At 41.0% G+C, this 24,824-nt stretch carries 15 protein-coding genes; 6 read left to right on the top strand and 9 right to left on the bottom strand.

Going from position 1 to position 24,824, the window contains the following annotated elements; genetic code table 11:
- Window positions 1-119: 119 nt before the first annotated feature.
- The 5 genes from L2740_RS01155 to L2740_RS01135 form a co-directional block, all read right to left on the bottom strand.
- On the bottom strand, window positions 120-788 hold the full coding sequence (locus L2740_RS01155) for a GntR family transcriptional regulator (RefSeq protein WP_108946655.1): 669 nt from the start codon (window positions 786-788) through the stop codon (window positions 120-122).
- Window positions 789-1,126: 338 nt separating this feature from the next.
- Window positions 1,127-2,605: an efflux transporter outer membrane subunit gene (locus tag L2740_RS01150; protein ID WP_248948117.1), complete on the bottom strand. Its 1,479-nt coding sequence runs from the start codon at window positions 2,603-2,605 to the stop codon at window positions 1,127-1,129.
- A 2-nt stretch (window positions 2,606-2,607) separates the two neighbouring features.
- Window positions 2,608-5,688 carry an efflux RND transporter permease subunit gene (locus L2740_RS01145; protein ID WP_248948116.1) on the bottom strand — a complete coding sequence of 1,027 codons (3,081 nt, stop codon included), beginning with the start codon at window positions 5,686-5,688 and terminating at the stop codon, window positions 2,608-2,610.
- Between the two features lie 10 nt (window positions 5,689-5,698).
- On the bottom strand, window positions 5,699-6,811 hold the full coding sequence (locus tag L2740_RS01140) for an efflux RND transporter periplasmic adaptor subunit (RefSeq protein ID WP_248948115.1): 1,113 nt from the start codon (window positions 6,809-6,811) through the stop codon (window positions 5,699-5,701).
- An 89-nt stretch (window positions 6,812-6,900) separates the two neighbouring features.
- Window positions 6,901-7,791, bottom strand: coding sequence for a LysR family transcriptional regulator (locus tag L2740_RS01135; RefSeq protein WP_248948114.1), 891 nt, complete (start codon window positions 7,789-7,791; stop codon window positions 6,901-6,903).
- 421 nt (window positions 7,792-8,212) lie between these two features.
- Between L2740_RS01135 and L2740_RS01130 the strand changes: the two genes are divergently transcribed.
- The 4 genes from L2740_RS01130 to L2740_RS01115 all read left to right on the top strand — a co-directional run bounded on the left by L2740_RS01130 (window position 8,213) and on the right by L2740_RS01115 (window position 16,320).
- Complete coding sequence (locus L2740_RS01130) at window positions 8,213-10,474, top strand: tetratricopeptide repeat protein (protein WP_248948113.1); 2,262 nt, start codon at window positions 8,213-8,215, stop codon at window positions 10,472-10,474.
- Window positions 10,475-11,157: 683 nt separating this feature from the next.
- Window positions 11,158-12,129, top strand: a complete 972-nt coding sequence (locus tag L2740_RS01125; RefSeq protein ID WP_248948112.1) for a helix-turn-helix domain-containing protein — start codon at window positions 11,158-11,160, stop codon at window positions 12,127-12,129.
- Window positions 12,126-13,328, top strand: a complete 1,203-nt coding sequence (locus L2740_RS01120; protein ID WP_248948110.1) for an EAL domain-containing protein — start codon at window positions 12,126-12,128, stop codon at window positions 13,326-13,328. The genes L2740_RS01125 and L2740_RS01120 overlap by 4 nt, the downstream gene beginning before the upstream one ends.
- A 265-nt stretch (window positions 13,329-13,593) precedes the next feature.
- Window positions 13,594-16,320 (top strand): bifunctional acetate--CoA ligase family protein/GNAT family N-acetyltransferase, encoded by a 2,727-nt coding sequence (locus L2740_RS01115; protein ID WP_248948109.1) that lies wholly within the window; start codon window positions 13,594-13,596, stop codon window positions 16,318-16,320.
- A gap of 186 nt (window positions 16,321-16,506) precedes the next feature.
- Here the strand turns inward: L2740_RS01115 and L2740_RS01110 are convergent, their stop codons facing one another.
- From L2740_RS01110 to dmeF, 4 genes are all read right to left on the bottom strand, one after another.
- Complete coding sequence (locus tag L2740_RS01110) at window positions 16,507-17,559, bottom strand: GGDEF domain-containing protein (protein WP_248948108.1); 1,053 nt, start codon at window positions 17,557-17,559, stop codon at window positions 16,507-16,509.
- A gap of 100 nt (window positions 17,560-17,659) precedes the next feature.
- On the bottom strand, window positions 17,660-19,291 hold the full coding sequence (locus L2740_RS01105) for a phosphoethanolamine transferase (protein ID WP_248948106.1): 1,632 nt from the start codon (window positions 19,289-19,291) through the stop codon (window positions 17,660-17,662).
- Between the two features lie 414 nt (window positions 19,292-19,705).
- Window positions 19,706-20,125 (bottom strand): MarR family winged helix-turn-helix transcriptional regulator, encoded by a 420-nt coding sequence (locus L2740_RS01100; RefSeq protein ID WP_248948105.1) that lies wholly within the window; start codon window positions 20,123-20,125, stop codon window positions 19,706-19,708.
- Between the two features lie 26 nt (window positions 20,126-20,151).
- A complete protein-coding gene (gene dmeF / locus L2740_RS01095; protein ID WP_248948104.1) occupies window positions 20,152-21,105 on the bottom strand; it encodes a CDF family Co(II)/Ni(II) efflux transporter DmeF in 954 nt (317 codons plus the stop codon).
- A 625-nt stretch (window positions 21,106-21,730) separates the two neighbouring features.
- On the opposite strand from dmeF, the gene eco reads away from it, so the two are divergent.
- Window positions 21,731-22,309, top strand: coding sequence for a serine protease inhibitor ecotin (gene eco / locus L2740_RS01090; RefSeq protein WP_420833491.1), 579 nt, complete (start codon window positions 21,731-21,733; stop codon window positions 22,307-22,309).
- A gap of 538 nt (window positions 22,310-22,847) precedes the next feature.
- A complete protein-coding gene (locus L2740_RS01085; RefSeq protein WP_248470790.1) occupies window positions 22,848-24,782 on the top strand; it encodes a PrkA family serine protein kinase in 1,935 nt (644 codons plus the stop codon).
- Window positions 24,783-24,824: the final 42 nt, after the last annotated feature.

Raw genomic sequence — 24,824 nt, 5'->3', positions numbered from 1 at the left:
TACCAGCTTTTAAAAGGCGATATTCCAAGCTCACTGACAATTGTTTTATCTGTTATTAAATATGTTTATCTGTGCCTTACTGCTTTAAACGATTGTAGCGTTAGCAATCGGCTGCAATATCACTGCATCGTGTGTTCTAGTTTGTTTTCTATGCTCGATTTTGAGTACAAAATGTGGCGACGCATCAGCATTTCAGCTAATTCAGCATCACGATTACAGATGGCTTGTACAATATGTTTATGTTCATCAAAAGCGGTGGTCACTCTTGGCCCACTCATACCTAGCTGCACCCGATACATACGCACTAAGTGATAAATGCCATCGAGAAGCATTGAAATTAGATGCTTGTTTTTACTGCCTAGAATGATTCGATAATGAAAGTCGACATCGCCCGCCTCTTGATAATAAGACTGACCGGATTTAACTTCGTTAAAGTGACTGCTTAGCAGCGATTGCAGATCGGTTATTTCCTGATCGGTCATATTTAATGCGGCAAGTCTCGCGGCCATACCTTCAAGCGACTCGCGCACTTGATATAACTCAAGTAACCCTTCGGCAGTTAAACTCACCACTCTGGCGCCGACATTGGCCTTACGTTCAACTAAATGGCTAGCCTCGAGGCGGTTAATGGCCTCTCGGATCACCGCGCGGCTAACACTGTATTTTGTCGACAACTCTGTTTCACTTAACTTTGAGCCCTGCACTATCTCTCCTTCAACTATCTCTTTACGTAGTTGAAAAAAGGTCTTATCGGCACTGGTAATAGGCTGTTCGTTAAAAAATGTCATCAAATATTCGAATATTAGTGCTTAATGGATTGTCGACAATCTAGCCAGATAAAACATTATAGTCAACAGTAAACCAACAAATTGTCGACAAAGTTACAGTAAAGTCTAACGGACAGCATGGGCACTTTTTCAGCAAACAGGCGCAAATTGTTTACAGTGTGGCAGCTAAATTGCGCGATTTATTTGTACTATTTGAACGTGACTATAGACGCAATTATGCTAGAGATGCGGCTAAGTGATTGGGATTGAAAGGGCAAACGAGCAACGACTTAGGCCGCTGCTCGTTGAAGTGTATAGAGACGACTTTTACTCGCGAGCTTTATGGCTAATTTAACAAGCTAGCCTTGCTGTGGTTGTTGCCAATCTCCCCCTAACGCTTTGTGTAACCCTATGGTTAGGTGAGCCGTTTGCAATTTCGCGGCGACGACACGATCTTTGAGCAGGTTGTGTTGTCGCTGGGCATCTAAAATTGACAGGTAATCAGTTAAGCCTGCTTTATACAGAGATTTTGCTTTATTAACTGCGTTACTGGTTTCAGCTTCAGCCTCTGACACGAGTCTGACATATTGCTGACTATGGCCATATCCTTGTAACAAGGTTTCGACTTCACCAAAAGCGGCGATAACCGTATGTTGATACTTAAGCACACTGGCATCGAAGCGCGCCTGTTGCAGATCGACCATGGCATCACCTCGCCCGCCATCAAATAGGTTCCAACTCACGCCAACGCTAGCAAGCCAAGACACTGAGTCACTGCTAAACAGATCGTCAAAATCTTTGGCTAATACTCCCGGTGAGCCCGTTAAATACACTTTAGGATATTTAGCGGCAATCGCAGCGCCATGCTCTTGATTAAGGGCTGCCATCTCCCGTTCAGCTATTTTGATATCTGGCCTACGAGTCAATAAGTCAGCAGGCAAACCTGTGGGGATCACTCCTTTAAAGCTTGGCAGTGTGCTGGTTTGAGTAAATCTTTTCATCACTTGCTTAGGTGTTTCACCCAGCAAAATAGCGAGTCGCTGTTTATGAACATTTTCCGCGATCTCAAGCTGTGGTATTACAGCTTGAGTTGCAGCTAACATCGCTTTGGCTTGTGCTTCATCAAGCTTTGAGCCGTAACCGCTTTTGATCACTAGCTTAACCAAATCTAAGGTGCGCTGTTGATCTGCGACGGTGTTAAGCGCGATATGTTTGCGCTCTTGTGCGCCACGCATTTGCAAATAGTTATGGATCACATCTGAGGTAATCAAAGTGGTTAAGCCTTGACGCATTATCTCAGCTTGCTGCTTACGAATAGCCGCGGCATTTGCTTGGCGGTCAATCTGGCCAAATAGATCGGCTTGCCACGCTATGGTCGCGCCTGCGAAAAATGCACTCTTATTATCATCAACTAATCCAAGTTCCTTTCCTGTTAAAGGGTTTGTCGCTGTGATTGCGCCGCCCAGTAACGGATCATTGTCACTAATCTGATAGTTACCAAAGCCCGCACCTAAGTTCACCGTTGGCACTTTAAAAGACTCAATAGCGGTTTGATAAGACTGCGCCATTTTTATTCGTTCTGCGGCTATTTTTAACGATATAGACTGGCTTTGTGCATCAACAACCAACTTGTTAAGTACCGGATCGTTAAAGCCATGCCACCAGGTGTCATGCTGCGCGTTATTATCAAGGTTTAACTCTTTAGCTTGTGTTCCTTCTGCTCCTTGAAACAGATATTCGCTAGCAAGGTTAGTTGTTGGCACTTGATAGTCGGGGCCTACCGCACAACCCGATAGCATTATTGCAAAAGCGATTGGTGCAAGTGTTAAAGATTTCATGATTATTGCTCCTGAGCTAATTGCTGCTCAGCTGATTGTTCAAGGTTGTCGGTTACTGAGGCTTTATCTGAGTTTCGATAAAACAGGCAGTAAAAGGCCGGCATAATAAACAACGACAGCAAGGTTGCCGCAGCTAGACCGCCGATAATGGTTGACGCCATTTGATCAAATAGTCGGTCACTTAACAGTGGGATCATACCTAGCGCAGTGGTGAGAGCGCCCATAGAAATAGCCATGGTTCGGTTTAATGTCGCCTCTTGTACAGCTTGTTTTAACGGTTTGTTTTGACTTCGTTCCAGCTCAATTTGATCCATCAATACAATGCCGTTTTTAATGATCATGCCTGAAAGCGTAATCGCGCCAATCAGTGCCATAAAGCCAAATGGTTTATCCAGTAACAGTAGTGTCCATGTCGCGCCTATAGCCGCTAGCGGTAAGGTGATTAAGATAATGGCCGGTTGTTTAAAGCCGTTAAACATTGCCACCATAATCACCACCATCATCAACAAGGCTTTTGGCATTTGGCTTAGGGTGTCGTTTATTGCGCGGTTTTCATCATAGTACTCACCGCCCCACTCAAACGCGTATCCTGCCGGTAAGTTTATGGCTTCAATTTGGTCTTTAATTTGATTACGCGCCTGTGCTGGCGTGATATCAAACACATCAGCTTGGGCGGTAATTGTCGGCAAGCGATTACGACGCCAGATCATGCTTTCTTCGGCTTTAAGTTCAAAACCATCGACCACTTGGCCAAGCGGCACACTATGACCAGCAAGCATTGAGCGCACTGGTAAGGTTTCAAGCGAGCTAAGATCGGCATCGCTACTTCTAAAGCTAATAGGGATCAATTGATCAGCTTGATTTAAGGTGCCTATGGTCACGCCTTCGGTCGCTCGTTTCATCGCCATAGAAATATCGGTACGATTCAACCCTGCTCGACGTGCTTGTTCTTGGTTAATGATAGGTGTGATAACTTTGCTCATTTGGCGCCAGTCGTCACGCACATATTTAATGTTGGCGTTGTCTTGCATAATAAGCTTCGCCTCATCGGCTAGCTGATGCAGTACCTTAGGATCTGGACCTGTAAACCTTGCCTCGATACTGAATTTATCTTTAGTTGCTAGCTTGAGCGCTCTGAATCTTGGTTCAGCGTTAGGAAACTGCTGCGCAAGCCAGAGATCACCGCGTTTGGTTAAATCAGCAATGGCATCATAATCTGTCACATTGATAACGATTTGCCCGTAACTTGAGTCAAATGGCTCTGGCTCAACCGTGACTGAAAAACGCGGTGCGCTTGCGCCTACATAGCTTGAAATCGTCGTTACTTCCGGCTGTTCTATTAACCAAGCTTCAATTTTTTTCATATCAGATGAAGTCTGCTCTATCTTGCTACCGTTAGGTAACCAATAGTCAAGAAACAGCATTGGTCTATCTGAGCTTGGAATAAAATTGATAGCGACATATGGCACCGCTAAGGCAGTCACAAGCAGTAGTGGGACCACCAAAGAGATAGCTTTAACCGGGTGATTCACTGTCCAAACGACAGCGGCTTGATAGCGACTTGGTTTAGATACGGCTTGCTCTTTTTTGCTAGTTGGCTTTATCCATAGCCAACAAAGTAATGGCGTTAAGGTGACTGCAACTAACCATGAAAATAGCAAAGACGAACAGATGATCAGAAACACTGAGCTAGCAAACTCACCGGCATCGGTTTGCGAGAATAGAACTGGACTTGAACCCATAATCGCAATTACAGTTGCTGCAAGTAAAGGTTTAGCCGTTTCTTTAACCGAATCTATTGCCGCTTTGCTGCGCTCAATGCCTTGATTTAACTTAACTACGAACAGATCTGTGATTACAATTGCGTTATCCACCAGCATGCCTAAGGCCAAAATAAAGGTACCCAGTGACACTCGCTGCAGATCTACGCCTGCGATATACATATAGATCAATGTCAGCAAAATAGTGAACAACAAGCTACCGCCGACTATAGTTGCGCTTTTAAAGCCCATAAAGATCAACAGTACAGCAAATACTATCACCACACTTTCAAGCAAATTAATCACAAAGTCGGCAATTGATTTTTCAACTTCATCAGGCTGAAATGCAATCGTGCCAATCTCTATGCCTAAAGGCAGTTCTGCCTGATAATCTGCAATAATCTGCGTCAAGCTTTCACCAAGGCTGACCACATTGATGCCATTTACTGGGCTCACTGCCAAAGTAATAGCTGGTTCGCCATTAAAACGGCTTAAGCTCGTTGCCGGTGTTTTATAACCTAAGCTGACGTCGGCGACATCGCCTAAGCGAATAAGTCCGGTGCTGTACTGACCTGCACCGCCTTTTATAATCAGGTTTTTAATGTCGTTTACTGACTTAAACGCACTACTTTGATCAATGCGGATCCGTTGCTGATCAGCAGCAAAGCTGCCGCTATCAAATGTTAAGTTTTGGCTGGCCAGTTGGTTGATAACCTGCACCGAAGACAAACCATATTGGGCAAGACGCTCGTCGGGTAGATCAATATATACAGCTTGGCTTTGCACGCCATGAAGCTCAATTTTCTTGATCCCAGCCACTGTTTTGATGCGCCGCTGTAGCTCTTTGGCGTATTGTCTTAGCTCTTCAGGCTGAGCATTTTTACCATGAACACTAAATAGCATGCCGTAGACTTCACTAAACTCATCTTGAACTATGCTTATTTGCGCTGTGGCTGGTAAAGTCAGTTTCACATCGGCAATTTTACGTCTTAGTAAATCCCACTCTTGCGGCAAGTCTTTTGAATTTGTCGATTCTTTTAGATCAATGAAAATCATCGAGCTGCCTGGTCGGGACAAAGAGCGTAATTTCCACATTGAGCCCATCTCTTGTAGCTTAGTCTCAATCTTATCAGTTACTTGTTGCTCAATCTCTTTGGCTGATGCACCGGGATAAAGGGTCACCACCACCGCGCTTTTGACGGTGAAGGCAGGATCTTCAAGTTTGCCTAATTCAAAATAGGAAATCAGACCCACTATGACGCACAGCACACTGAAAAACAGCACAAACACCCGCTGTTTTATGGCAAATTCAGCTAAATTCATCTTAGTTCTCCTAATAGCTAAATGCTTTAGTCACGGTGTAGCTAACAACTTGATCAGCTTTTAGGTAATGCACACCCGCCGTTACCACTGCATCACCGGCGCTAAGCGCACCGGTTAAACACGCACTATTACTTTGTAATGAATCCAGTGTCACTGGTGTTTTTACGGCTCTATGCTCTTTAATCAAATAAACGCTTTTTTTACTGCCCTCATTGATAATGGCGCCGTAAGGCACACAAAAACTGGCTGATTTGGCATCAAAGCCCACTTCAACACTCACCGCTTTACCGGGCAGCGCCTTGGTCGTTTGATTTAATACAAACTCGACTTGATAGGTTTGTTTGATTGGATCCGCGAGCGCATCTTTAGCACTCAAACTAGCCATAATGGCTTTAGTCTCGCCGTGCCAACTCACCTGAGCAGCTTGTTGTGGATCTAGGGCTAACATGAGATTTTCTGGCACATCAATAACGGCTTTCATTTCACCAAGTTGATGCAGTGAAAAGAGTGGGTTTCCCGGCGCTGTTTGCTCAAAGGCTTGTTGTGCTTTAGAGCCAATCACGCCGCTAAACGGCGCTTTAAGTTCTGTGTAGGCTAAGGCGTCTTGTGCTTTTTGTAGGTTTTGCGTCATCACATCGCGCATGGCTAGGCTGCGCTTATAGCCGCTTTTTGCGCGATCAAGGTTTACTTGGGAAATCGCATCATCAGCAATGGCTTGTTTAACACGCTTAAGCTCAGCTTTAGCGAGTTGAAAAGCCGCTTCGGCCTCGGCTTGGCGCGCTTTTAGTTCGATAACATTAACTTGATAGTCGTGGGGATCTAACCGCGCTAACAGTTGACCCTTTTCAACGCTATCACCCGTTTTAACTAAAATCGCTGCAATGGTTCCAGGCACTTTAAATGCAAGATGAGCGGTATTGGTTGCTTCTAATACACCAGAAAAACGCCTGACATTGGTTTGCTGTGAATCATCAAGCAACATGATCTGCACCGGGCGCTCAATCTTTTGAATGGCAGTTTGGCTGGTTGCTGTCCTGGCTGGGGCTTCGCTACAGCCATTTAGTATTAATAACGCCAGCGGCACAACTGACAGTGGGATAAGTTTAGAACCTGAGATCTTCATCTCTCTCTCCAAATAGATTAATTGGAGAGAGTGTAAGTGTTTAACTTATTGAGATAATCTGCCAGTAATGCACCACACTGTCACGATAATTAAGACAATGCAGTGTAGAGTGGAATTTCTTGTAATAAAAAATCAATCAATAACCGAGTTGGTAAACTGATGCCTTTACGGTCTGGATAGATAAGCCAGACATCTTCTTTTTTTGATTCATACTCAGGTAAGATCCGCACTAAGCTTTTGCTTTCAATTGCCCCTAACGCAAACAAAGGTGGCATAAAGCCAATGCCCTGCCCGCCAACAATAGCGCGACGAATAAAGCCCATATGATTACAACTCAATTTGCAGTTTACTTTTACGCTATCTGAAATTAAGTCCCAATTGTCATCCAATGTGCCATCGGGCCAGCGATAACATATTGCTTGGTGCTCAGCGAGTTCAGCTAAGGCTTTAGGCGCGCCATGTTGGGCAATATAGTCTGGGCTGGCATACATGCCACGACCTAGGCTTAATAATTTGCGTGCGATAAAACCGGAGTCTTGGATTTTGCCTGCGTGTACTACGAAATCGAGCCCTTGGCTGTAGATATCGTTGACATAGTTATTGGTAAAGCGAAGGTCAAGCTCAATATCTGGATACAAGCGCTGGAACTTTGCCAGTACTGGCTGTAAGGCTTCGTCGCTTTCAGGTAAGAAGCCGAGTTTAACTTTACCTATAGGCTTTTCATCTAAATCTAGTAACTTATTTTTTGCTTGTTCAAAACCATCAAGCACATTTAGCAAATCGTGATAGTAAGTTTCACCGTGCTGCGTCAGCCTTAATTGGCGAGTTGTGCGGAAAAACAGCTGGGCGTTCAATGACTTTTCAAGCTCGCCAATCCGCCTACTGACATTGGCTCTTGGTAGATCGAGCGCGGTTGCTGCAGCAGTAAAACTGCCAAGCTCCACCACTATGGTAAACAGCTTTAAATCTTCTATGCGCATACTATCGGCCTACCATAGGTAAATTGGCTTTCTGCCATTTTTTAATTGCTAAAACTGTAACGGGTTTAGCTATCCGAGCATAGTTAGTCTTTTATGCCTGTGCAGCAGCGCACAAAATAGTCTTGGTTTTACACTTGCAACAATAGACAAGCGGCTAATGATCGGCGATGTTAGACAATAAGTTAGCTAAGCATTTATTTAAGCGGCAACACGCTTACCGTTAGTAAAATAGACGAACTCTAAAATGACTAAATAGAGCTGGCTTTATCAGTTACTGATATGACTTAGTTTCCGGTTTAGGTTCAAGAGGAACCTGCAATTTTATAGATTTGATAAAAAGGATGTAACTATCAAAGACTTTATAAAAAACTCTCTCCTTGGTGCGCTTGCAAGCTCTGTGTTAATTAGCAGTTCCATTTCAATGTCTTATTCTGCCGACTTTGTTGGCTCCTTTAGCTGCAAAACGTGTCACCAACAAGCATTTGAGGATTGGACTGGCTCTGATCACGATATGGCAATGAAACATGCTAACTCTTACAGCGTTTTTGGCGATTTCAATCAAGTCAGCATCAATCATGGTGCAGAAAAGGCAGAGTTTTTTACTAAAGATGCAAACTACTGGGTTAAGCTTGCGAACCGCAAAGGCCAAGCGACGGATTATAAAATCAGTTATACCTTTGGTTATTATCCGCTACAGCAATATATGGTTGAATTTGAAGACGGCCGAGTACAGCTTATTCCTTTTGCTTGGGATAACCGACCAATTGAAGATGGTGGCCAAAAGTGGTTTTATCTCTACCCAGATAACAGCGAGCAGCATCAAGACTTTTATTGGCTCAATGTTGGTCAAAATTGGAACCATATGTGTGCAGATTGCCACTCAACCAATGTAAAAAAGAACTACAACCAAGCAACTAATTCTTTTAGTACGCAATTTTCTGAAATAAACGTGGGTTGCGAGGCCTGCCATGGCGCGGCAAGTGAACACCTAGCTTGGGCGGCAACACAGCCAAAATCACAATCAAAAACAGAGCAAACATCTGCTTCAAAGCAAATAGCAGACGTAACCAGCGTAAAACAAAAATCACACTCTAAAGAGGATCTTGGTTTTAATCGCGACCTTTCAAAACCTGTGCAGAATTGGACACGCTTAAGCAGCAATGCACCTACCGCCAAACCTAACGGTTTAAAAGCTACGGAGCAATTACAGACCTGCGCCCAATGCCATAGTCGGCGTCTTCAGATCAGTGATAGTAATGCTTTAGTCGCACAGCCATTTGGCGACCGTTATCAACTTAATCTAATTGCGCAGGCGCAATATCATGATGATGGCCAAGTGTATGATGAAAACTATGTTTACGGCTCATTCTTACAATCAAAAATGCACAAAAATGGTGTAGTGTGTAGTGACTGCCATAACCCTCACTCAACCGAAACTCTGTTAAAAGGTAATGCACTTTGTAGCCAATGTCATAACCCTGCAGAGTTTGATAATAAAAAACATCATAATCATGATGATAACGCCGGTGCTCAATGCGTAAATTGTCACATGCCTGAAACCACTTATATGCAAATTGACGATAGGCGTGATCATAGCTTCAGCATTCCAAAGCCTGCAAATACCCAAAGACTCGGCTCACCAAATGCATGTAATCAATGCCATCAGGATAAGTCCGTTGACTGGGCAACAACCCATTTAAACAATTGGTATCCTGAGTTAAACACTTTACAACCACAACATTTTAGTAGCGCGTTTGCCAGTGCTAGAGTTGGCAATCCACAGTCTGTGGATAGCTTGTCTTATTTGTCGCAAGACCACCAGCAAGCCAATATTATTCGTGCAGCAGCCATAGAGCGCTTAGCGCAATACCCTGGAAGAAATGGCGTTGTGGCAATAGCGCGAGCAGTTAAGCACCAAGACGATATGCTCCGATTTGCAGCTGTTGAAGGTAGTAGCCCCTACTCTGTTAGTGAGCGCTGGCAAATGATTGCCCCGCTATTAACCGACAATGTTTTAGCTGTAAGAACCCAAGCTGCAGCGGCGCTGGCGAATTATTGGCCAGAGTTCACTAAAAAGCAGCAAGACTTGCTGCAAAAGCCGCTAGCTGAATATATAGCAGTATTAACCTTTAATGCCGACAGAGGTTTTGCGCAAACTAACTTAGGTAACCTGTACGCGAATCAAGGGTTAATCAATAAAGCAGAGGCAAGTTACCTAAACGCAATAAAGGTACAACCCAATTTTGCACCAGCTTATAGTAACCTTGCGGATCTTTATCGCGCCCAAGGAATTGAGGCGAAAGCAATGGCAATATTAGAGCAAGGAATTGCAGCTCAGCCCGGCTCTGGCACATTGTATTTTAGCCGAGCACTTGCCCAATTAAGAGTGAAGCAAACACATGCTGCACTTAGTAGCTTAAAAAAAGCGACAGAGCTTGAGCCTAATAATGGCCGTTTTTGGTATGTGTATGGTGTTGCACTCACCCCAACTGCTATAGGCGAAGCTGGCAATGCATTTAATCGGGCTTATCAAGCGAGTGGTAATCCACAATACCTGTATGCCTTGTGCGAACTAATGATCGATAATCGGTCCCCACAAAGCCTACAATGCTTAAGTAAACTTAAACCATTAGTTCCCGAGAATGTTTTAAGCAGTTTGAGAAATAAATTACCTGAATTATAAGCCCTTAAATTGGTGTAACAACATCGTTACACCAATTACTGGTCTGATAACTCGGTATTTTTGATATAAAACCAGCAGCAAATTGTTCTAATGAAACTTTTCACAATCTTGTCGGGAATTACTGAAACAATAAACCCCATTATTATATTAATTTTTTATGACAGGCAATCTTTACAGGCTATTGAAATCAAACTAGTGACGCAAGAAAACATCCTTCTTATTAAACATCAGGTAGATTAAAATATTATTAAATATAACTATTTAACTGAAACCTTCACTATTAAATATTAAGTACCCAATTACTTAGCTATTCTCTTACGGGTGACACTTATATTGTATTCACATACTATTATTCACTTCCCCCTTAGACTCCCCTCAAAAATAGTGTTTTAATCAACATTATCAAAAATAAGACTTATTTTATACTCTATAGGCATACCAATTCAGTCAATAAAATTTACTTGCCGTGTCATTAACACCATATGTATTTTAAACTCACATTTTAGTCACAACCACTGGCGATTATTATGGTAAACAGATGAATAATGAAAGAGTTACAGGTCTCTATTTTAATGACGACAGCCATAAGATGTGGGTTACATATATTATATCACCTCCAGAGGAAATAGATGGCGTTAACAAACAACAATATTTATGGATATTAAATTATCTAAGAGAAAACAATGGAACACGATATGACCTTTACAAATTACTGTTACACAAAAAACAAACGAAACCATGTATTTTCCACCTTCCTTAAAAAGATACGAGCAAACAATGTTCTTTCTCAGGAGCAACTCTGCTTGCAGCTTAGACAACATAGCAGCCTGTTTTACAATTTAGATTCTATAACAGTTAGCAGATGGGAGAGAGGAGTAAATATTCCTTCTCTCGCAAAACAAGCTGAAATAGTTGAACTATATGACAATGAGCTAACTTGCATTTATGCGTGCGATAAGCAATTTATTCAAGAGTCGAGTCATTTAATTAAAACGGACTCTGAACAGCAAAAATCTATTCACCCTTACTATCGAAATGATGAATATTATATACAAACTATCGATATTCGGGATGACAGGTTTTATCTAGTGTTAAAAATGATCTTACGTTATGAAGGTAACCCGACTTTAAAGTTGAATCCACCATTAGAGGAGTTTGACAGTTTAAACGATCTGAAAATTTCGGTGGCAACGGCATTTAATGGCCAAATTATTGGTCATAGTCTTTTTCTAACAACAACTGAAAATGTAATAAAGGAAATAGCAGAAACAAATAAAGACTTAAGAACCATTATAAACTCTAGTAACAGAAATGAGCATGATGCGATGATAGTATTTTCATCTTCAGGTGCAACCAAACAGGTTGAGAATAGTATTATGTCAACCTACCTTAACCAGTTCTCGCAGCAGAAGAAAATGCGCTATTTTTGCTTTTATACATGCGATGGCAATCTAGTGCGTAAGCTGAGCACTGCAAAGTTAAAGCCATTTAGACATACAAAATTAAAGGTTCAGGAAAGAGTTGTAAATATTAGATCCTACTTTTTAAAACGCTCAGAGTTAATGGCGAATCGATTTTTATTAAAATTAGCAATAATTACTCCGCAGCAACTAGGTAATTTACTAGGAACAAATAAAAAGGAAACAAGCTCATGAAGATACTAATTGTAGAGGAGTCTGAGTTTGTAAGGAGCGCGATAAAGAAGCAGTTTGTAGATGTTATGACTGGCTTACCTATCATATTTGAAAATACTGAATGCAGTAAGTCTGCTATTAACACCTTAAGAAGTGCAAAAGAGTCAATATTAAGAAAAATAAACTTAATCATTATAGATCTAAGCTTAGTTATCGATAACAAGTTTGCGCTAATGAATTACATGGTTAAAGTAAAAGACAACGTCACTCCAGTTATTATTATTGGCTCGGCCGACAGATGGGTTTTTGATCTAATTGAGAATTTAGCCTTAAGCTTTAACTTGAATCTAATCGGTAGCTTTAAAATGCCTTTAAGAGCAGCAGATATTTACAATATCATTCACAATAATAAACACATATTGGCCACTGATAAAACAACGTCCTGGCCTATATTGTCTTATAACACTGCGGACATAATAGACAATCTGAACAGACAAGGTTTGTGTGTTTATTATCAGCCCAAAATACACCTCGAAACCAAACGAGTCGTTGGCTTTGAAGCGCTCTCTAGGATCTGCATAGATGGTAGCGTCATACTAAATCCAGATGTTTTTCTGCCGATTTTAGAAAGAGAAAATTTAACTTGTAGGTTAACCAAGCTCGTACTTGAAAATGCACTGTTCGATTGGGAAACACACACAACTCTCAAAAATTATCAGTTATCCGTTAATATCTGCGCAGACGACTTAATCAGTGAAGAGTTAGTCAGCGACATAATAAAGCAATATAGACAAGATAAAGATATTGGTTTAACGCTTGAAATAACCGAGTCTACACCAACAGAGGATGAAACCCTAATTCTTGAATCAATCAAGAGGTTTATTACCAATGGAATAGAAGTCTCACTTGATGATTTTGGAAAAAGTTATTCTAGTCTAGACAGGTTAGACTCTATTCCTTTTGACGAGATAAAAATCGACAAAAGCTTTGTGTCAGACATGGATATTAATTCTCAACATCAAGCCATAGTGGGTGCTATCATTGAGCTTGGAAGTAAATTAAGAGTAAAGGTTACTGCTGAAGGGGTCGAAACAGCTTCAGTTGTCGAGATGCTAAAACTAATGAATTGTAGGTATGCGCAAGGCTATTACTATAGTGCCCCGATAGAAGTATCTGAATTAATCAGTTGGATTGATAATTATAACAAACAATTTAAGTAGACTGATAATGAGTACATTAATTTAACTCAACATTACTTATCTCGCTAAAACTTTAAATATCTTCCTTATGCTGACACGCAATCAAAATAAGCCTAGCTGCAGCCCCGCCTCAAATAATGAGAATATTACTCGTTAGCCTAAGTCAATGACTCATGTATTTTTGGGTACTGCCATCACTGCCCATTTTGAGTTTTCGACTATTATCCTATGGTAAAAGCTTACTCCTCATGTAAACTCATAACATACTGACTTATAGGATAAGTTCATGAGCCAACGTACGCTTCATACTCTTTTTAGACCCACATCAGTTGCCATTATTGGCGCCTCAAATCGGCCTAAACGCGCAGGTAACGTATTGATGAAGAATCTGCTCTCTGGCGGATTTTCCGGTCCTATTATGCCTGTTACACCTAAGTATGAAGCGGTTCTTGGTGTTTTGGCTTATCCCAATATCGAAGCATTACCGTTAAAGCCAGATCTTGCCATTATTTGTACTGCGGCGAGCAGTGTGCCAGCGATTATTGAAACCTTAGCTCAATTCGGCTGTAAAGTTGCGATTGTTATGGCCTCAGGCCTTGCGGATGAATTCACTGAAGATGGCACAAGCTTACTTACCTTGACCCAGCAAAATGCACAGCGTTACGGCATGCGAATTCTGGGGCCTAACAGTTTAGGGATGATTTTGCCTAACTTAGGGTTAAATGCCAGCCTTGCTCACACCGCCGCCCTACCCGGTAAAATTGCATTTGTGTCTCAGTCAGCGGCAATTTGCACCACGGTATTAGATTGGGCAAATAATAAGGGGATTGGTTTTTCATCATTTATTTCCCTAGGTGATGCCAATGATATTAACTTTGACGAACTACTCGACTATTTAGGCCGTGACTCAAAAACTGACGCCATTTTGCTCTATATCGACTCTGTAAATGAAAAACGTCACTTTTTGTCGGCTGCTCGAGCAGCATCGCGTAATAAACCTATCCTAGTAATCAAGTCAGGTCGCAGCATCGAAGGCACTAGCGCTGCAAAACTGCACACTGGCGGGCTTGCTGGTAACGATGCCGTTTACGAAGCAGCCTTTAGACGTGCAGGTATGCTAAGAGTTAATGATTTGATTGAGCTTTTTGCTGCAGTAGAAACCTTAGCTCATTCACGTCCGCTACAAGGCGAGCGTTTAGGTATTATCAGTAATGGTGGTGGCCCTGCGGTACTTGCGCTTGATGAGCTCATTTTAGGTGGAGGCAAGCTACCGCCGCTTTCGCCTGAGATTTATCAGCGTTTAAATGAGCTCCTGCCAAAAAGTTGGTCCGGACAAAATCCAGTTGATATTGGTGGTGATTCTGATGCTATCCGCTACGCTAAATCACTCGAGATCTTAATGGATAGCGATGATCTCGATGCGATCTTAGTGTTGCATTCACCATCGGCTTTGGGTGAAAGCGTTGAGATAGCACAAGCCATTGCAGCAACCATTTCAAATCATCCCAATCGACATAAAATTAATGTATTAACCAACTGGAGTGGTGAAGATTCTGCCTATGAAGCGCGTAAACACTTCTCTAAGTCTCGTATACCAACCTATCGTACGCCTGAAGGTGCAGTGGGTGCGTTTATGCATATGGTTGAGTACCGTCGTAACCAAAAGCTACTGCAAGAAGTACCGCAATCCATCCCTGTTAATATTCCTGCCGACAGTGTTACGGCTCGAGCTAAATTACAGCAAGCTATTGATAGTGGGAAAACCCTGTTAGAAACCCATGAGTCAAGGGGAATATTAGATGCATATGGTCTAAATACCGTTGATACTTGGTTTGCCAAGAATGCTGAACAAGCGGTTGAATATGCACAACAAGCCGGCTATCCCATTGCGCTAAAAGTACAATCTCCTGATATCCATCATAAGTCAGATGTTCACGGTGTGATGCTGAACCTCACGTCTGATGTTGAAGTCAAGCAAGCTGCTAAAGCCATGATAGAACGAGTTATGTCACTTAATCCTGACGCAAAAATTGAAGGACTAATTGTACAGAAAATGGCACTAACAGCCGGTGCACAAGAGATCCGGGTTGCCGTTGCTAACGACCCAGTATTTGGCCCTGCTATTCTACTAGGTGAAGGTGGGTCTGAATGGGAGCCAACTAAAGATGCTGTAGTCGCCCTACCGCCATTAAATATGACGCTTGCGCGCTACATGGTTATTCAGGCGCTGAAAACTCAGAAGATCCGCGATAGACGTTTACCACGTGGGCTTAACATGAACGCGCTTTGCGTAATGCTTACACAGATCTCACACTTAATTATTGATTGCCCTGAAATTGCAACGCTCGATCTTAACCCGGTACTTTGTGCAGGAGAAGAAATCACCTTGCTCGATGTCAATATTGGTTTAAATGCAGAGCCGATTGATAACGCCTCGCGTTTGGCTATTTCCCCCTATCCAAAAGAGCTTGAAGAAACCGCACAACTAAAAAACGGCAATCAAGTTATGCTGCGCCCTATTCTGCCCGAGGATGAACCTAAGCATCTAGCCTTTGATAACTCACTTTCTGATGAAGATAGATACAAACGCTATTTTGGTGTTCGCTCTAAGATGACTCATGAAGAGATGGCAGTATTAACCCAAATTGATTACGCCCGTGAAATGGCTTTTATCGCAACCGCTATTGGAGATGATGGCGAGGAAACAACATTAGGAGCGATTAGAGCATCTATCGATCCTGATAATACAGAAGCTGAATTTGCGATGGCGGTGCGCAGCAATTATCAAGGCCAGGGCCTAGGAAAAATGCTACTTGAAAAGCTTGTTCGTTATTACAAAAATAACGACACTTTAGTGTTAACCGGCTTTACCATGTTTGAAAATCGTAATATGGCCAGTCTCGCTAAAAGTTTAGGCTTCACAGTAACCTTTGATATGGAAGAGCGTTTAATTCATATGCATATGGATTTAAAAGCGACTTCAGATAACGCTGCTCAAACTGATATTGGCTAAAAAGTTAACAAAGGCTTTGTTAACTCAATACTTGCTTCCAGCTTCTAAAGCATAAGGTTAAGCGCGGTAGAAAAAAGAGAAAGATAAAAACGCGCTTTATCTTTCTCTTATGACATCCTAAATAACGTTGATTACTACTGATATGTATCAGGCTGCGAGTTATACAACAGGAATAACAGACACACTCTAAATTGGCGTCTCAACTACTGCCTCTCCCATTACGCAATTACGACCTGACGCCTTAGCTCGATACAATGCTTCATCAGCACGTATAAAGTAGCTGTCTTTATCATCGTGTGGCCTCAACGATGCAACGCCAACAGATACTGTGATATTACCTAGGGGGAGTTTTTTCTCTTTACCTATGGTTAAGTTTCTATTGGCGATTTTTCGTCTCAGATTTTCTGCAACTTTATGAGCATCTTGATGATTAGTATTGGGTAGCAAGATAACAAACTCTTCTCCACCATAACGGGCGACAAAATCATCGCCTTTCACGCCATTTTTTAGCGCTTGCGCAACGTAGGCCAATACTTTGTCGCCAATAAGGTGGCCGTGGGTATCGTTAAACTTTTTAAAGTAATCAATATCAACCACTAATAAGCTACTTTCAAAGTTGTCATGATTGAAACTATCTATGTGGCTTATCACTTCTTGATCAAAGGCTCGACGATTATTGAGCGAGGTAAGCTGGTCCGTTAGCACTTCAGATTTTAGCTCGAGCATCTCATTCCTGAGCGACTCGACCTCTTGGTTCATATTACTGAGGCTCTTATCCATTTGACTATTAGCATGAATAATTTCATCAAGCTCGCTGGTTACGCCATCTACCAGTCTTTGCAGTAAAGCTGGATCAGCGTTGTTTTTCAATGCGGTATCAAACTCAGATAGTGACGCCGAAAAACGTGATGTGCCTTTGCTCATACTGGCAATCTTGGAAATTAAACTATTAATGAGTACCTGAGTTTCAATCTGAACACTTTCGATAATATCCGGATAATGCATCTGAATATAATTCTTATATAAGCTATTACAGATCTCTGGAGTGAACTCAACCTTGTTCTCTAAAAGGCCATCGATGGCACGCTTTAAATCTAGGTTTATTCCTTTATAGTATTCGTACCATACTGCGTAATTATCAGGGGTTACAGGAATACTAAGCTCCGACATCTTAGGAACTGCATGACGCAAAATCTTTGCCGATAACTCAGTTTCTGATAAATGTTGTGCCATATCCATGAATTTAGCCATCCCTTATTGATATCCATACCAATCAATAGTTTAAACAAGAAGCTAGATGTTGCCAGCTTCTTTTTGAAGAAACTATATTTTATAATTATTAGCGCCTACAACGGGCAAAAATATCTGCTTTGGCTTGATACACTTCGCTAGTTATATTCATCAACCCAAGTAAGCTATCAAACAGGTTATCGTGAGAGAATCCTCCTGCTGCAGCTTGTTTTTTTAGACAAGTTAAATCCAAGTTGTTTTGCAATGCAAACTCAGGTGAAAACCATGCTAAAAATGGGATATGAGTTTGCTCTTTAGGTGCTAAAGCATAAGGCGCACCGTGTAAATACAAGCCACTTTCGCCTAATGATTCACCGTGATCCGACATATACAGCATCGCCGTATCAAACTTATTACTCTCGCGTTTAAGGCGATTTACAACTTGTGAAATAATATAATCCGTATACAAAATAGTATTGTTATAGGTATTGAGCAACTCTGATTTTGTGCAATTTTGTATATCGCTGCGCTGACAATCTGGCGTAAAAAATCGATGTTCCACAGGGTAACGCTGGTAATATGTCGGACCATGTGAACCTAAAATGTGCAGCACAATCACTGTGTCTTTGGCACTAATATCAGCTAATTGATGATCCAATTCATCCACTAATACTTGGTCATAACAAGACTCACCATTACACCACTTTGACTTATGAGTATTATCGATTAAAAGGTGCTTAATGTTGTTACAGACGCCTTTGCAACCACTGTCATTATCTAACCATTGCAATTGGATCCCCGCATGAGACAGTACGTCGATCACATTATCTTGCGCCTTTGCCCTTCGCTCATCATAATCTTGCCTATCCATTCTGGAAAACATGCATGGCAATGACACCGCTGTAGCCGTTCCACATGAGGTGGTGTTATTAAAAACCAATAAATCTTGTTCTTGAGTATGTGAATTTGTTGGTTGTTGATAACCATAATAGGCATAGTTCATCGCCCTTGCGGTTTCTCCAACAACCATAACCACCAGATTAGGCTTATCTTTTTGCTCTAATTTAGAGCTAGTATTGCTAGCATCTAAACCAAGTTGTTGATATTCAAGCGGTGTTTGTAGGTAATTTAGATTAATAAATTTGGCTGTAGAACCAATGAAGTATGTGGGAATAATAGAGCGTTTTATTAGGCTATTGTTACGACCAAATGCTAAATAGTTTTCATAGTAGAAAGCGGCTATCAACAAAATACCTGCAAGCATAGCTAACATAAATAGTGCTTTGCTGAGTACTTCTTTTGCAAATGGTTTGTAGCGTATATTAACTTTATAGATAAGAAAGGCTGGCAAAACGCCAGTTACGATAAAGCTTAGAATTGATACCCAGTTCAGGTAAGTTGAAGCTTCTGACTGATTTGTTTGAACCAGATTCTCAATCATACCGTAGTCAAAAACCGCCCCATACTGAAATTCCGCAAAAAATACATTAGCTGATATAAGGGTTAGTAAAATGAAAAATGGTTTGGTTAAATATTTCAGCGTAAACAAGCTAAAAACAAAAGATAACGCGAACACCAAAAAGAAAGGCACTGTCGCAATAAACAGCATATTGACGTCAGCTTGCTTGTCGATACCATGTTTGACTACATTGAAAAAAGGAATATTGAACACGCAAACGTAATAAAGCGCCAATATAAATGTGAATTGTAAACTGTTGAGACTTTTAAGACGTGATAGCACTGAGGTTGCTCACTTAATTAAGACAGGTTAGAAGGAAGTTTGGCCCTCCTTGCCATAGCCTAAGTAGGCGGTTCCAAAGTAATTTTAGCACTTTAATGATTTTCTACAAAGCAAGTACTGCAACATTTACCACATTTAAGATTAAAATGTATCAAATGTAACTATCGGGGAATCACAATTTGGAATATTAGGCAGTGGAATCACTAGCTAACTGTTACGTTGCACTAACATGCCAGCTTTTAAGCCACCGTTTTTTGTCACAGTCATTAGTACAATATTTGCCCTTCCAGCGAGAACTTAGCGCAATGTTTTGTGTATATCTGGAACTTGCATGACCATGCTGCTCACATCAAGTGAAGAGCATAGTTGAACTTGGTTTAGACTTGTTTATTAAGAGTCGCAGGATCAGAATCGCTAAAACTCTTTGTTAATCCGTTCAAAAAAGTTCAACAATTGTGCCCGCTCTTCATCGCTAAATTTAGCGGTTAAGTCCTGAGTTAACTGTGAGTGAAGTTTATCGTGCTCAGAAAACATATCGTAGCCACTATCGGTCAATTCAATAAGTATCGAACGTCTGTCATTAGTGTGCGGCACGCGTATAACGAGCCCTGCATCGACCATTTTATCAATCTGAACAGTTAAGGTGCCAGTTGTGATCCCTATCTTCTGCGCTAGCTCTTTCATGCGCATAGGACCATTAAGACCTAAAATCTCAACCGTATGTACTTGAGGTAAGCTAAAGCCTTTATCTTTAACCACCGCAGTTTCCCAAGATGATAACTTCTCGTAAAACTCAATCATTGCATGATTTAAACTATCATCTTGGTTTGTCATTTATTTAACTCTAAAGGAATAGACAGTTATTGTGCCTCACTCGGCTTATTAACTTCAATAGTGACATGCGTTAAGCGCTCAAAATCTGCAATTTTAGCTTTAAAATAGTCCGCACCTTCACCCGTAGCAGACTCAATAACAAGCGTTGCAGCATAATGATCTGCACTTACTTTCCAAATATGTAAGTCTGTTACCAACGCTTGTTCCTGCTCAAGTTTTGCGGTGATCTGTTTAATGTAATCTTGCTCGATACTCGCATCTAAAAGTACTGGACTAGTTTGCTTTAACAACCCCCAAGCCCAGCGACTTATTATGACTCCGCCTACAATCCCCATTAATGGGTCTAACCAAGTTAAGCCAAAGTATTTTCCCATCAGCAGCGCAACAATCGCTAATACTGAAGTAAGCGCATCCGCCAATACATGAAAATAAGCAGCGCGTAGATTATGGTCATGTCCATGAGTATGAGTATGAGTATGATCAAGATGTTCGCCATGAGCGTGCCCGTGGGAATGACCATGGTGATCTTTGAGTAAGAATACACTCGCGACATTAACTGTAAGGCCAATAATTGCGACCAAAATGGCTTGGTTGAAATAGATTTCGTGCGGACTGAATATTCTTGTACCAGACTCTACCAACATTACCAATGCTACTAAACCCAACGCAATTGCACTTGTATAACCGCCTAGTACACTCACCTTACCTGTGCCGTATGAAAAGTCGGCAGAATTCGCATTCTTCCGAGCGTAGCGATAAGCAAACAAAGTGATCATAAATGCCGCAGCATGGGTTCCCATATGCCAACCATCTGCTAATAACGCCATAGAACCGTACACAGTTCCGGCTACAATTTCGACAACCATAGTCACTACAGTAAGTAGCAACACATACGCGGTATTACGTTCCCCAGCACTATTTATATTAGAAAAACTTTGCTTATGTTTACAATTTGACGTTTGTCCTTCATTCTTAAGCATCTAATAACCTTATCTTTATTATTAATTTTCAGTATTAAGTTACCGTTAACGACGGTAAAACCTTGCGTGAAACAACAGTTAGCAGTTCTGTTTCTTGCCAAACTTACTCAATAATTCGTACCTCACTGTTTGACAGGTCTATTGTTTACCTGCCCAATTGCTTGACTACCATCAACCCTGCAAGCTATTTACTTTGTAACCTATATAGATTGAACACCCTTTAGCTTGAAGACCTTATGACTTCGCCCCTTAAAACTTGACCACCTTATAATTTGAATAACTTATAATTTGATTTACATATAACTTGAATACCATTTAACTTGAAAGTCGAATAGTTTGAAACTCAAATTAAAATACGTTCTAAAATTTACTAATACAATTGATGAATGGGTTTACGTGATCCAGATCACCAATTGAGTAAGGGAAACTTTAAGTCGCTACGGAACTAAAATCGCTAAAATCAAACTAATCAAATAGAAGAAACGTAGTAAGGGTTTGTTAATTAGGTATTTTGTTTAAAAGAAAAAATTATTTGAAATAAATTTCAGTTTCATTAACCCTTTTTAAAAACTAGGCCGTTTATATGAGTATTGAACATAAGCAATGCTACTATTTTGGAGAATTTATGACTTTATTCACTAACACAAACATGACTCGCACACTTCTTACTACCTCTTTAACCATTGGAGCGATCACATTGGCAGCCATGACTTTCAGTGCAAGTGCAACTAGCCCAGTACATCCATCTGCAATTGATCAACCTATGCTAACTTCCCAATCTTATACATCTAAAAGTTATAAGGTTTCTGCAGACACAAAAATGTACCCGAAACCAGAAGCTGGTCAGGTACAACATATCTTAACTCTGCCAAAGCTTGATAACGAAAATGATTACATGGTTGAGATTGAAATTGGCCAATCAAGAATGGTTGATTGTAATAAACATAGTTTAAATGGAGACTTACAGCAGTTAACTGTTAAGGGATGGGGTTACAATTACTATCAGGTCGACAACATCACTGATGGCCCAAGCACTATGATGGCCTGTTTTGAGCAAGTAAAAACAGAGCAGTTTCTTACAATCCGCAGCGACTTAATGATGAAATACGATAGCAGAACTGCGAAAGTATTCTACCTACCGGAAAACACTCAGATCCGTTACCGAGTATGGCAAGCGACTTCTGAGTTTGACTACTCTAAATAAGCTAAAGCCTTGGCGGAGATCCGAGCAGACTAAACATGGCTTAGCATAAATGGTGTTTGGTTAGTCAATATTGGTAACTCGTAGACACCGATTCATAGCCAACACAGCTCCCATTAAATAAACCAAGTAATCAATTTGTTTACTTGGTTTATCTGTCTTTGTAGCGGATCTTCAAATCCAGACTATCGATGTTTATTTCAACAAGTATTGTTAACTATTTGGAAGAAACAGATGAGCAAAGTAAACATACAGCGCTTCAGAATTGATACCAGTTTATCGGCTATAAGGCTCAGCTATTCAGGCTAAATTACCACAGGGGAATAGCAAAACAGACATAGTAAAACGCACATTAGAAATAATAATGCTTAGTCGATTTTAGTAAAACCTATCAACTGCAACTATTGCATTTGCAACTATTTCTTATTGTTTTTATTTACTTTTTTACTACAAAGCTCCCATTTTACGACTAACATTAAAGTTAGGAGGCAAATCCCATTGACCTCTAATCTTATCATTTGTGCGTTTCAGGGGGCCGGTTATGAGTATATTTGAGCATTACCAACAGCGCTATGAGAAAAAACTCGACGAAGAGTATTCATTAGAAGACTTTTTAAAAATCTGCAAACAAGACCGCAGCGCGTACGCATCTGCTGCTGAACGATTATTAATGGCTATTGGTGAGCCGGAGGTCATTGATACCTCGAAAGATCCTGTCTTAAGTAGGCTGTTTTCCAACCGCTTAATCTCTCGCTATCCAGCATTTAAAGATTTCTATGGCATGGAAGAAGCGATTGAGCAAATTGTGGCTTATCTAAAACATTCAGCTCAAGGCTTAGAAGAGTCGAAACAGATCTTATATTTACTCGGCCCTGTGGGTGGTGGTAAATCATCATTAGCAGAAAAACTAAAAGCGTTAATGCAAGATGTGCCTGTATATGTGTTAACTGCTGATGGCGTTCGCAGCCCGGTAAACGACCACCCTTTTTGTCTTTTCAACGTTGATGAAGACGGAGATATTTTAAAAGGCGAATACAACATTCCCGAACGTTACCTTAAAACCATTATGTCACCTTGGGCGGTTAAACGTTTACATGAGTTTGGTGGTGATATCTCAAAATTCAAAGTGGTCAAAGTTTACCCTTCAATTCTCGACCAACTCGCGATAGCCAAAACCGAACCCGGTGATGAGAATAACCAAGACATTTCATCACTGGTGGGTAAAGTTGATATTCGTCAACTAGAGCATTTTGCACAACATGATGCTGATGCTTATTCCTACTCAGGTGCACTATGTCGTGCTAACCAAGGCATGATGGAGTTTGTTGAGATGTTTAAAGCACCAATTAAGGTGCTACATCCATTATTAACAGCCACTCAGGAAGGTAATTATAATGGTACAGAAGGGTTATCTGCCCTACCTTTCTCTGGCATTATTTTGGCTCACTCCAACGAGTCAGAATGGACTACCTTTAGAAACAACAAAACCAATGAAGCATTTTTAGACCGTGTTTATATCGTTAAAGTGCCTTATTGCCTCAGAATTTCAGAAGAAGTTCGCATTTACGAAAAACTATTGGCCAATTCAGAGCTTGCTAACACGCCATGTGCACCAGGAACCTTAGAAACTTTGGCGCAATTTAGTGTGTTATCAAGAGTCATTGCGCCAGAGAACTCCTCCATTTACTCTAAAATGCGCGTATACGATGGCGAAAGCTTAAAGGATACCGACCCTAAGGCTAAGTCATATCAGGAATATCGCGATTACGCTGGCGTTGATGAAGGTATGCTAGGTTTGTCTACTCGATTCGCTTTTAAAATTCTCTCGCGAGTATTTAATTTTGACCATACCGAAATAGCTGCAAATCCAGTGCACCTGTTTTATGTGTTAGAACGTCAAATTGAACAAGAGCAGTTCCCATCGGAGATGGCTGAACGTTACTTAGAGTTTTTAAAAGGATACCTTATCCCTAAGTATGTTGAATTTATTGGTAAAGAAATTCAAACAGCGTATTTAGAGTCCTACTCTGAATATGGTCAGAATATTTTTGATAGGTATGTTACATATGCTGACTTTTGGATTCAGGATCAAGAATATCGCGACCCTGAAACAGGTCAGCTTTTCGATAGAGCCGCTTTAAATGCCGAGCTTGAAAAAATAGAAAAGCCTGCCGGAATCAGCAACCCTAAAGACTTCCGAAATGAAATTGTCAATTTCGTGTTGCGTGCTCGCGCCAATAACGAAGGTACAAATCCACTTTGGACTAGCTATGAAAAATTACGAACGGTAATTGAGAAAAAGATGTTTTCAAATACTGAAGATCTATTACCGGTTATCTCTTTCAATGGTAAAACCTCGACAGATGATCAACGTAAACACGATGATTTTGTTAATCGTATGATGGAAAAAGGCTACACCCAAAAACAAGTAAGACTACTTTCAGAATGGTATTTGAGAGTAAGAAAGTCTTCTTAAAAAGCCCAGGGGGGAGTTAACTCCCCCACTATCGGCTAGGAG

Origin of the sequence: Shewanella pneumatophori, from assembly GCF_023283895.1 — a bacterium.
In the GTDB taxonomy this organism is placed as follows: Bacteria; Pseudomonadota; Gammaproteobacteria; order Enterobacterales; family Shewanellaceae; genus Shewanella; species Shewanella pneumatophori.
This window is presented reverse-complemented; position numbering and strand designations above follow the sequence as displayed.